The organism is Paenibacillus taichungensis (assembly GCF_013359905.1).
Classification (GTDB): Bacteria; Bacillota; Bacilli; order Paenibacillales; family Paenibacillaceae; genus Paenibacillus; species Paenibacillus taichungensis.
This window is the reverse complement of record NZ_JABMCC010000111.1, coordinates 354,066-365,959: the sequence shown is the minus strand read 5'-3', so window position 1 is coordinate 365,959 and position 11,894 is coordinate 354,066. Positions and strand designations below refer to the sequence as shown.

Sequence of the window (11,894 nt, the reverse complement as noted above, 5' to 3'; positions counted from 1 at the left end):
AGCCTGCAGTCCATGCAAGGTTACTTATCGTCTTTTCATTTTATGATTCACATGTTATCCCAGTGGAAACGCCATAACACTCATGAGTGCCAGTTCAGGCTGAGTGGTATCCAAACGACTGTACTGTACGATAACAGGAACATTGCTGGCGACGGTAATGGCATAGGGTACTCCCGGAGGAACAAGTTGTTCACCCGATCTCAACGAAGCCGTCCGAATATGCTTTGTTCTCCGCGCAGGTACTTCAGCCACGATGTCTTCGAGCGGTTCCCTATCTTCAAAATAGATCGTTATTTGTAGCTGTGCATCCACTGTGCCTGTATTTAATACACAGATGCTCTCGTGACTCTCCAGTGAGCCCGAGCTGTCCGGTGGAATGTAACCATCGGGAATCACCCAATAGGTGTGACCTGTCGCAGTGGAAGATATTTTATGTGCTGAAGTGTTTGTCTGATCCTGTGCCATTAATAATCCTCCTTTGCTAATGCAATAATTAGTTAAACGCACGGGAGGCTCGCGAGGCAGACGCTTCGGCGGGCGAATCGGGCTGTGGGCCGCTGTTGGCTCGGGATTTCTTCTCATTTCCACTTCAGCAGGGGAAATCCCGCTCCAAAGGCGGACGCTTCGCTCCCTCTGCTCCGATTCCGCCCTCCTTCGCTGCAACGCTCGCCTTGGCTAATTTAAAGGCTTATTTCCTTCGCTATGCTCGCGGGGCAACTTAAAAGCAACTTTGCTCGTTACTTCGTTAACTCGCTATTATGGTATAGTGAAAATTGTTTGTCATTCATTTAGCAATGAGGTTTACACATTCACAGACGCACAGGACTTAAAATCCTGCGGTTATTAGCCCTCTTTAGAGTGAAATTGGGTCCTCTACTATTGCTCCCTCACCTCAAATACATTTGCAGCGGCTGTAGTCGCAGCTCGCGGATGGTTTCCGCTACCTGCATGGCGAGGCGGCGGGCACCGCGCTCCTGAAAATGCGTGTTATCCTCCACGCCTGCTGGGAAGTTCACGTACTCACCCGGCATCACCCACATGAAGTCCTCCTTGCTGCCTTCAATGCCCGCTTGCTCGAACAGAATGCGGCTTCGCTCAGCCAGATCGATCAGCGGTACCCCTTCCTCTTTTGCCAGCTCACGCACGGCGACGATATAATCGCCATGGGTGTCGGTCAATGTTCCGTCATCAGCGAAATAGCGCCGATGCACGGGTGTCACGAGCACCGGATGAGCCTTAGCTTCGCGGGCGGCATCGATATACTTTTTCAGATATTCCTTATATGTTGTGAAAGGCTCCGTTCCCCGGTCAGGGTCCGGCTTCTCATCGTTATGTCCAAATTGAATAAACAGAAAATCTTCCGGTTTCATCTTCTCCAGAATGGCATCCAATCTGCCTTCATTGATAAAGCTTCGGGAACTGCGTCCAGACTGGGCATGATTATCCACAGCAACATCATGTTTGAACTGTGCGGGTAACAGCTGCCCCCAGCCACAGTATGGATATCCACTTTCCGGCTGATCTGTCACTGTAGAATCACCAGCGAGAAATACTGTCATCGTTTGATTGGCAAGCGTGATCTCCAATGCATTAATCCGTGGTGCAGGACCGGAGAAGGATAGTCGGAGCTTCCCGCCACGAACCACAACCGAGAATCGAACCTCTGCACATTGCCCAGGAAGTGTACGTATGGTTGGCAGCATCAATCTTCCCTCTCCGGCTTTGACTCGGGTGATCGTCTCCGCAAAGTCATCCCCTGCAGTTAACAAAACCTGATAGGTTCCATCGGGAACTTCAATGATGAAAGATGCCTTGAGTGGAATACAAAAGCTTGAACGCAATCGGGCAGACACATTGGCCTGCCCTTGTTTGCCGTTGTTTGTCCGACTGGTATCCGATACTCCGTCTTCACTTATCCGTTGCTTCTCATACACAAGGGAGCCGGATTCAAAACCGTATTCCCCCTGTTTTTCATATGTGGTGCTGGCAGATACTTTCAAATAACCATCAATCTCACCTGCACTGCCAGAGTCCGGTCCAAAATTGAACTTCCAATGGGTAACGGCCTCTTTACCGCCCTCTACCGTTACCTCCTTGGCAACGGCCTGACTACCCTGGGCCTTATTCAATAAGAACAACCTCCTTGTTCAACATGCTAATCCAGGTTTGGATCCAGAATGAATACCGTTTATCCTTTCAGTCCACTGGTGCTCATGCCCTGTACAATTTGTTTCTGGAAAATAAAGAACACGGCTACAACAGGTACGAGACTCACAATGGACATCGCGAACATCGCTCCCCAATTGGAGGCAGACTCACTGTCCAGGAACATTTTCAGCGCCATGGAGACCGTATATTTATCTGGCGAGTTCAGATACAGTACTGGACCGAGCAGATCCTCCCATCTCCAGTAGAAGGAGAAGATCGCAGCCGTTGCGAGTGATGACTTGATGAGCGGCATAATAATCTGTACATACAGTCTGAACTTGTTACATCCATCAATGGTAGCCGCCTCATCCAACTCTTTCGGAATTGTACGAATGAACTGAACCATCAGGAAGATAAAGAATGGCATCCCGAAGAACGTAGGTACAACGATCGGCAGAATGGTATTCAACCAGCCAAGCTTCGTGAAGATAATATATTGGGGTACAAGTACAACGTCATGCGGCAACATCAGAGTCAACATCATCAGAGAGAACCAAAAGTTACGTCCTTTGAAGTTGAGTCTGGCAAAACCAAAGGCGATCAGCGATGAGGATAACACGGCACCAATCGTAGAGATGACCACAATAACAAGTGAGTTGGTGATGTAATCCATAAACGGTCTTCCGCCTGCGCCTTTCCAGCCATCCGCATAGTTACTCCAGATCCATTCCGTAGGGAACAAGGACTCGGCAGTTACGAAGATGGTACGACTTTCTTTGAATGAGCTGAAAAGCATCCATAGAACGGGATAAAGCATCAGGAGGGCCAAAGCTGCAACGAACAGGTGATAGATGGGCCATTTCACATTTCTCCAAACCATCGTTACTTCCCTCCTTCGGATTCATAAAACACCCAGAACTTGGATGTCAGAAACACCGCGACTGTGAGTATACCGATCATAATAAGCATGATCCAGGCCATGGCCGAAGCATAACCCATGTTGTTAAACATAAACGCCTGACGGAACAGATACAGCGAGTAAAGCATCGTACCGTCCATTGGACCACCCTCGCCTTTAGAGATGATATATGCAGGTACGAAGGTCATAAATGCACCGATCGTTTGCATAATCAGGTTGAACAGAATGATTGGACTGAGCAATGGTAAGGTGATACCAAAAAATTTGCGTACCGGGTTGGCACCATCCACACCTGCTGCTTCGTACATCTCGGGAGAGATATTTTTCAGACCGGCGAGAAAAATAAGCATGGAAGATCCAAACTGCCAAACAGACAGCGAAATCAGCATAACGAGAGACGCATTCGGGTCACCAAACCAGCTGATTGGCCCGACTCCGATTGCTGTTAATGCACTGTTGATGACACCCTCATTACTGAAAAGGTTACGCCACATAATCGACACGGCCACACTACCACCGATAATGGACGGTAGGTAGTACAAGGTACGATACGTTCCGACCATACGGGATCCCGTATTCAGGATCATGGCTACGAAAAGCGCGAAGACCAGCCTTAGAGGGACACCAATAAACACATAAAGGAACGTTACTTTAACCGAATTCCAGTACTTCGGATCATCAAAGAACATTTTGGTGTAGTTGTCCAGCCCGATCCACCGCGGAGAGGTGAACAGGTTATAACTCGTAAACGACATGTATAGGGATACAAACATCGGAATCAGCGTAAAGCCCAGAAAACCGATGATGAAAGGACTAATAAAAGCATACCCGGTTAAGTTTCTGCGCAACGACGAATATTGCCTCAACGGAACGAACCTCCTTTATTGATCTGCTTGCTTACCACAGCCTTACTTCGGGCTACTGGACGGGGAAAGGCCCTCGCGTTATGCGAGTAGCCCTGTTCCCGTCCATCCCGGTATTGGGATGAGCAAGCGATCATTCAACTGTTATTTATTGTTGGCAAGAACCGCCTCGGCATTTTTGCGGAATGTCGCTGCTGCTTGTTCCGGTGTAACCTTACCAAAGTTCAGTTCCTCTACGACATCCGCAAGAGATGCGATTACTTCAGGTGAACCTACTGGTGGAGGTGGGCTCATTGGTGAAGCCTTAGGCTCCATGGCCGCTACGAATTCAAATACCTGCTTCGTTGCATCACTCAGCTCAGGAGCGATAGCCTCCTTGATTTTGCCCGAGATCGGCACACCGCGCTCGCCTTTGATCAGTTTGTTAGCTTCCACATCGTTCACCCAGAAATCGATGAATTTGGCCGCCTCTTCCTTCACTTTTGAATTCGAAGTAACAGCCCAGTACATACTTGGTTGCATGTAAAGTCCTTTTTCCATATCAGGTCCAGGCATAGGAGCGAATTCCAGTGGACGATTGGCAACCTGTTGTACGGCTACGAATTGGTTGGACCATTGCCAAATACCAACTCCTTTTTCCTTGACCAAATCGGATTCCTCGATGATACCTTTCGTCTGGTTAGCCAGATCCGGGGAAGGCGCTGCACCCTGCTCGATCATCCGGCGCATGAGTCCGAAGAACTCAACGAATAGTTTGTCGTCATCATATCCAAGCCCCGTTCCTTCAGCATTGTAGAGGGACAATCCTTTGGTACGCAAGAAATAGTGGAAGAAGATATCCGGCGCTACGCCCCCGTCCAAAAAGAGTCCTTTGGCAGCCGTTTGTTTGCCAAGCTCTTCATACGATTCCCAAGTCATATTTTCGGGAATGGCATCCACACCCGCTTTTTTGAGCAGAGCCGGATCATACTGGAAACCCAGTACGTTAACACCGGCAGGTACTCCATATTGTTTGCTGTTGATAACGCCTGTGCTGATAACGTTCTCGGATACATCGTCCACTTTAATCTGGTTTCCGAGGTACGGGGACAGATCTTCGAGCTGTCCATTCTGTGCATATTGGCTGATGTAGGAAATATCCATCTGAACAATGTCCGGCAGTTGGTTCGCTGCAGCTTGTGGAGCGAGCTTTTTCCAGTAGTCATCGAATGAAGCATATTCCACATCAATTTTGACGTTCGGGTTTTTCTCTTTGTACAAGTCAATGACCTTCTGTGTATATTCGTGACGTGCATCCGATCCCCACCATGCGATACGAAGTGTTACCGAACCATCCCCAGATGATTCGCCCGATCCTCCGCTGCTGCTGCATGCCGTTGTTAATACCAGCAATGCCGCCATCATCAGGAATATCGCCTTTTTCACCATGCCAATCTCCCCTTTTATGTTGAAATGGTTGTGTGAACGAGTTATCTTCCACTTTCTGATAACGCTTTCACGAACTTTATATTGTCATTTTCGCAAATGTCGGACCAGAGTTGAATACACAAAACCGTCTTGTTGGTTCAAAAAACAGAGGAGGACAACTGCACCTCTATCGGCACCGTTAGTCCCCCTCATATATCGAATAGATGATCGTCAGTCAATTGTTATAAGCCAGTTCTGCGGAATTCGGTAGGTGTCATGCCGGTCCACTTCTTGAACACCTGACTAAAATATTGTGAGTTCCCCCCAAAGCCAAACAATTCGGCAAGCTCAAAAACCTTCACATCTCCACCTCTACGAATATGGTCGCAGGCACGCTCAATGCGTAAACGATTCACATAATTGGAGAAGTTTTCTCCCGTCACTTTTTTGAATATCTTGCCGAGATAATCCGGATTCATATATAACATCTGATGGGCAACCCCATTAAGAGAGAGATCAGCTTCGCCATAGTGGCGATCCACAATATCCATCATCTTCTCTACGGCAGAAGACTGACGGCTAATATGATTTTTGTAGTAACCGGAGGTTAACCGGGCTGCGCTGCTGGCGACAAAGGATTTTAAGCCAGACAATGTGTCGATATGGGGCAGTTCTGCCATACGCTGGGTAAATTCCGTCGCCTCCTCGGGAGGACAGACATGAATCATTGCGGAGTACAATTGCACCACATACGAACGAGTAATCCCAATCTCAAGCTGCTGACCGGACAAAAGCTCGAACAGGCGATCCACTTCAGCTGCAGCTTCTTCCGTATTGCCTGACTTAATCAACTGACAGAGCTGCTCTGCGTCTTGTTCAACATGTACCCCATCACATTCCCCGGCCAGCTCCAGATCACTTTTGGTAATCAGCTTGCCTTCGCCGATAAAGAAGCGGTGGTTCAGGCATTGCAGTGCCTCACGGAACAAACGCCGGGACTGAATCATTCGATCTGCTTCGCTTAGGGCAGCCGTAACTTCCAATTTATATAATCTGGTGAAAGCAGCCCGCACTTCCTCAATGCTCTCCTTCAGACCAACCGGATCGGCAGAATCCCCCAGCAAAATTAACAGTTTGCCTTCAATGGTAGTGCTTAACAGAACATGTGGCAGCAGATCACTGGCAATGTTTTTGATTGCAAATAGATGACTATAATCATGTTCATCCGCAATCCGGAACAGCAGCAGCCGAACTTCGTTATCCTCCAGCTCCAGATCAAACAGCTCCTGATAATACTCCAAATCAACCGGACCATAGGTTTGGTTCGTCATAAACTCCAGCAGGAACTGCTCCTTGACATGTGGTAGCACTCGCTGCAGCCGCTGTTTCATCTCTCCGGCGACATGTTCCTTTACCTGGGCATCCTGGTGTTCTTGAAGCAACTCGGACAAGGCATCGTGAATCTGGTTCTCGTTACACGGTTTGAGCAGATAATGTTTCACTCCATATTGCATGGCCCGGCGAGCGTATTCGAACTCTTTGTAGCCAGACAACATGATAAAGCGAAGTCCAGGATAAGCTTCGGAAGCTTTTTCAATGAGTCCAAGACCATCCAGGCCAGGCATTGAAATATCTGTAATGATAATATCCGGTCTGGAATGACCGATTTTATCCAGTGCTTCAATTCCGTTTCTCGCGGTATCCACCAGTTCCGTTCCCGCTGCAGCCCAATCCACGACTTGCGAAATCCCCTCCAGAATGACACGTTCATCATCTACGAGCATCACTTTGTACATCGTCATCGTCCTCTCTAATCCAAGGTATTCTGATCGATACTACGGTCCCTGATCCGGGATTGCTGCTCATGATCATTTCGCCTTCTTCGCCGAAGGTCAATCTGATCCGTTCTTTGATGTTCGACAGTCCGATCCCCTGTCCCCTCGTCTGTACGCGTCCCTCTTGCAATTGCTCCAGAAATTCGGGAGTCATACCCGGACCATCGTCCTCCACCTCAATTACAACGTTGTCTCCGTCTGCTCTCGCCCGAATCCGAATACGGCAAGGTTCTATGCTTGGCTCCAATGCATAATGAATGGCGTTCTCTACCAATGGCTGCAGGGTTAACTTCGGAATGCGTGCAGTGCCCACTTCAGGCGCAATATCCATGTCAAAATCAAGTCTTTCCTCGAATCGCGTGTGCTGGATCGTCACATAACTGCGGACAATATCCAGTTCCCTTTCCAAAGTAATCCACTTCTCGGACATGTTCACTGAGCTTCGCAGCAGAAATCCGAGAGCCTCAACCATTTCGGAGATTTGATGCTGCTTCTGCACTTTGGCAAGCCAGTTGATTGATTCCAGTGTGTTATATAGAAAATGTGGATTAATCTGAGCCTGAAGCGCTTTCAATTCGGTCTCTCGGATCACGAGTTGCTTCGCATAATTCTCGTCAATGAGTTCGCGTATACGCTGTACCATCATCTTGAACGTGCGATGCAGCAACCCCACCTCGTTTTGAGAAGATGCTGGGACATTGCCCAGCGCTGCTTCCTCCAGCTTATCCAGATCGCCTTTTTCAATATTGCGCATCTTCTTGATCAACTGGGCGATGGGCTGTGTAATGCTGCGAGAAAACTTGGCTCCAAATATAAGCGCCGCCAGGAATATCATGATAAAAATAACAGTCACCAGCTGTTTGACAAACTGGATCTGCTTAAACATTTGGTCAAAGGGCGTCATGTACAGATACACCCAATTGGTATACGGAGAATTCGCACGGGCGACGAAATTTCTTCCCTGCTCAAACATGGCTATCCCATAAGGCTGAGTGCGCTTTAGCTCAGACTCAATTTCAGATTTACTGACCGTCGACTCTGTTGGGTAGATTACTTCCCGGCCATCTGTAATTAATAGCTGTGAATCCTCCGCCGGGTGCTGCATCTGATCCTGAACAATTCGATCCAGTCGTACACGAATAACCAGAGTACCCAGCTTTTCCAGCGTGAATGCTCCACCGGTAAAAGACTTTACCTGTCTAACCGACAGTAATCTGGCTTGTTGGTCCCCGCCTGTGTACCAGGCATTGGAGCCTGAATATTGCTGTCCCAAAGCAACCAATTCTTTTTGCTTCTTCTCGGAGATCCCTTCACGGTTTCCAGCTGCCATAATATTATTATCATTATCGATAAAGATCATGGAATAGACGTATTTCTCTGAACCTGCATATGCCACCAGTCTGTTGGTAATTTTTTTGCGCAAGCCATTTTTCTCATATCCTGATTCAGCCTTATCCAACTGAAGTAGATATTGCTGAAGAGGCTCGTCAGACATAACCTTGAAGGATAGATTAGAGATCTCACGCAGTTGGTTCTCGATGCCCACCGAAGACATATTAAGCACCTGTGAAGATTTCTCATAGATTTGTCGGTCATAAATACCGAACACATACCCCAAGACAGATACATAGAATGTGAAGCTGATCATCATCAGTAATCCAATGAGGAGAATGGTTTTATGATGAATTGGTAATTTCGTGAAAGCGTTTTTAATTCTACTCATCCAAAGCGCTCCTTTGGCTCGCGAAGGGTGCTGTCATTCGAAACTGTTTTCGATCTACTGTAAGTTATTTTCATATTTACACATCCATGGTCAGATGACAAGTCATATTTATGCAACATTTTAGGTCATTTTCGAAGGTGTGTCTCTTTGTACTTGCATGAAAACAGACGCAAAAACAGCCAGTTTCCCTGAAAAGATCAAGGAATCTGGCTGTTCGATATCATGCTAAATAGTGTATAAAAGTACTACTTATTGTTATGGATTTACAAATACCGTTTTTAACTTGGCTACATACTGGACATCAAAGCCAAGACCCTCGGCTACCATGGCGAGAGGTACATACGTTTTGGATTCTGTACCCACCTTGCTCAGGAATGCGGGTGTATCCACGGCTACGGATGCACCATTCACCTGAACAGCCGTTGCACCAATCTTAACAGCAACCTTCCGATCTCCGTATGTAATCGTTGCGGTTGAGGTTTTGTTATCCCATACCGTGGTTGCGCCAACGGCATTCACGATATCCTGGATCGCCACAAAGTTCTTACCATTGCGGTTAATTGGTTTGTACGGTGTATCCAGCGTTTTACCACTGACGATGATATTCATCGGTTGGCCTGCAGCAGGAGCCGTCAGTTTGGTGTAATCGCCCCAGATTGTTTCTGCGAATACTTGGGCAATCGCTTCATATCCGAACTGATTCGGGTGGAAATCGCGGTCCTTAATCATATGAGTCATCGTGCCTTCACCGCCAACAAACTCCTTGGCGACATGAGCTACTTTTACATCAATCCCTTTAGCGGAAAATTCAGTCGCAATTCCATCAATGGTCGCAGTAAACCCTTGGGAAGCTTCCATCAGTTTCGCATAGAGCGCTTTGCCAGCTACTTCAGGCATAGGTTGGTACTGGTCTGCGATTACGATTTTGGCATTAGGATTAATCTCATGAATATCATTGATAACTGCGCTAACATTGGCTGTATAAGAAGATAGCAATTCCTTCACTTTGGCTTCCAGTTCTGCATCACTCAACTTATCTGCTGAACCGAGCAACTCGGATACATCGTTACCTCCGATCGTGATGGCAACGAGATTAGCTCCAGCAACACTCTCCCGGATGGCCGCAATATTGGCTCCAACTTGTGCCGCTCTTGGATCAGGAAGGCTCGGCTGAATAGCTTCGGAAGTGAGCGCTTTCCCTTCTTTAATCGCATCTGCAAAGTTTTTCAAACCACTGCTCTTCAATCCGGCAATACCATAGTTGTCCACCTGAGTACGTCCGTGAAGCAGACCTTGTTCCTGCAACCGTTCTACATAACCGTATGGCAGTTCTTTCAGGTTCGGCTCATACCCTACAGTGATGGAATCCCCCAATGTGACGAGGCGGAAATCCTTGGTTACCGCTACCGCATCTTTCTGTAAAGGCAACGATGATGTTACGCTTCCCGCTGGTAACGTATTGCTATCTGCAGCATGAGCAGACTGTGCGGATGATGCCAAAATCAGCATCCCTGCCAGCATACTTGCCGTTAATCCCGCGGCGGTACTTCTCCATATGCGTCTACGCTTCATTCTTAGAACACTCCTTTTTTCTCGTATCTATATAATAAAATATAATTACATATTACACTCTTCACTTCGATGACAGAAGTTCGTGTAACTCTATTCTAACATTATTAAAGGGGTGTTGTCGTCTGCACCCCTACCCGCACGAAAAACAGACTCCCCTAATTAGGTAAGTCTGTTATCCGTTGAGTATAAGCAAGATGTCCACTCGTTAAGACTTTGATTTATTCGCGTCTCCAGAATCAGAACCATTCGGGTCGGTATCCGGTTTGTTCCCGGCAGAACGTTCTAGGTATCGATCGTAGCGATCGTCCACCTCACGTGCCATGTCCCGGTACTTCAACGTTTCTTCAACAATCGGGTCCCGTTCTGTCTGGATGCGCACCTCGTACTTGGGAGGAATCAGCTGACGTTCACGTTTGTCAGCATCGCCGGACTCCTCCATGTCCCCTTCAGTCAGCATATCACTCAAACGTCGTTCCAGTTCTTTGGATTCATCCATTGTTGTTCGCTCCTTCAGTAAATTTTTACTCCAAACCTGTTGCGTTTGCTTCCTTCAGCACATCTGTTAGTGCATCATGAATCTTGCCATTGCTGGCAACCACATGACTCACGGACAGTTGGTAAGGCGTTCCCACGGTATCGGTAACCTTGCCGCCGGATTCCTCAACCAGCAGTGCACCTGCGGCGATATCCCATGGCTTCAAACCAACTTCGGTATAAGCGCTGAGGCGCCCCGCTGCAACATATGCCAAATGCAGGGCAGCAGAACCACCCGCACGCAGACTGCGTACTTGCGGTGCAAGCGCCTGAACAGCGGCCATATTGATCGGCAACGCGTAGGTTGTATCCGCTGGGAAACCAACCGCGATCAGGCTCTGTGCCAGTTCCTGTTCACCCGATACAAGCATCCGGTTTCCGTGCACGTAAGCGCCTTTTCCTTTTTCCGCAACAAACATCTCGTCACGGGAAGGATCGTAGATTACCCCCACAATCACCTCACCGTTATGGGCCAAGGCAATGGATACGGAGTAGAACGGAAAACCATGTACAAAGTTCGTCGTTCCGTCCACCGGGTCCACAATCCAGAGAAACTCTTCTTCCTCAGCTTCTTTCAGTGCCTTCGCTGATGCTTCCGGTCCCGGTTCCACGCCTTCTTCACCCAGAATGGCATGATGGGGAAAATGCGTCAGAATCAGGCGGCGGATCATCTGTTCCGCACCTTTATCGACTTCAGTAACGAGATCCTGCGGCGAATACTTGGTTCCGGGCTCCCCCACAGTACCGAGACGACTCTTGATCCACTCTCCAGCTTTGGAAGCTGCATTAATGGCGACGGCAGTATAGCTTTTGCTTGTCACGACATAAGGTGTTTTTTCCTTCTCATTCAAAGCGTTCACTCTACTTTCTATATCAATCTACGAAAAATTAAA

At 47.9% G+C, this 11,894-nt stretch carries 10 protein-coding genes; all 10 read right to left on the bottom strand.

The genetic code is table 11. The features are described 5' to 3' along the window. Positions 1–54 precede the first annotated feature (54 nt). The 10 genes from HP548_RS15940 to HP548_RS15895 all read right to left on the bottom strand — a co-directional run bounded on the left by HP548_RS15940 (position 55) and on the right by HP548_RS15895 (position 11,852). The gene (locus HP548_RS15940; RefSeq protein ID WP_076292213.1) at positions 55–465 is read right to left on the bottom strand and encodes a sensory rhodopsin transducer; all 411 of its coding nucleotides are present in this window, start codon (positions 463–465) and stop codon (positions 55–57) included. A gap of 422 nt (positions 466–887) precedes the next feature. After that, positions 888–2,012 (bottom strand): rhamnogalacturonan acetylesterase, encoded by a 1,125-nt coding sequence (locus HP548_RS15935; protein ID WP_409347660.1) that lies wholly within the window; start codon positions 2,010–2,012, stop codon positions 888–890. A 176-nt stretch (positions 2,013–2,188) separates the two neighbouring features. Further along, entirely contained in the window at positions 2,189–3,028 is an 840-nt protein-coding gene (locus HP548_RS15930; protein ID WP_024633028.1) for a carbohydrate ABC transporter permease, read from the bottom strand. 2 nt (positions 3,029–3,030) lie between these two features. Then, positions 3,031–3,933 carry a carbohydrate ABC transporter permease gene (locus tag HP548_RS15925; protein WP_099858738.1) on the bottom strand — a complete coding sequence of 301 codons (903 nt, stop codon included), beginning with the start codon at positions 3,931–3,933 and terminating at the stop codon, positions 3,031–3,033. Between the two features lie 141 nt (positions 3,934–4,074). Then, complete coding sequence (locus tag HP548_RS15920) at positions 4,075–5,358, bottom strand: ABC transporter substrate-binding protein (RefSeq protein WP_099858739.1); 1,284 nt, start codon at positions 5,356–5,358, stop codon at positions 4,075–4,077. Between the two features lie 221 nt (positions 5,359–5,579). Beyond that, positions 5,580–7,133 (bottom strand): response regulator transcription factor, encoded by a 1,554-nt coding sequence (locus HP548_RS15915; protein WP_175382191.1) that lies wholly within the window; start codon positions 7,131–7,133, stop codon positions 5,580–5,582. Further along, on the bottom strand, positions 7,108–8,895 hold the full coding sequence (locus HP548_RS15910; RefSeq protein WP_076292269.1) for a cache domain-containing sensor histidine kinase: 1,788 nt from the start codon (positions 8,893–8,895) through the stop codon (positions 7,108–7,110). Before HP548_RS15910 ends, HP548_RS15915 begins: the two co-directional genes overlap by 26 nt. Positions 8,896–9,150: 255 nt before the next feature. Then, positions 9,151–10,467 (bottom strand): stalk domain-containing protein, encoded by a 1,317-nt coding sequence (locus HP548_RS15905; RefSeq protein WP_175382190.1) that lies wholly within the window; start codon positions 10,465–10,467, stop codon positions 9,151–9,153. Positions 10,468–10,672: 205 nt separating this feature from the next. After that, positions 10,673–10,963, bottom strand: coding sequence for a hypothetical protein (locus HP548_RS15900; RefSeq protein ID WP_113052211.1), 291 nt, complete (start codon positions 10,961–10,963; stop codon positions 10,673–10,675). Between the two features lie 25 nt (positions 10,964–10,988). Then, positions 10,989–11,852 (bottom strand): inositol monophosphatase family protein, encoded by an 864-nt coding sequence (locus tag HP548_RS15895; protein WP_217504726.1) that lies wholly within the window; start codon positions 11,850–11,852, stop codon positions 10,989–10,991. Positions 11,853–11,894: the final 42 nt, after the last annotated feature.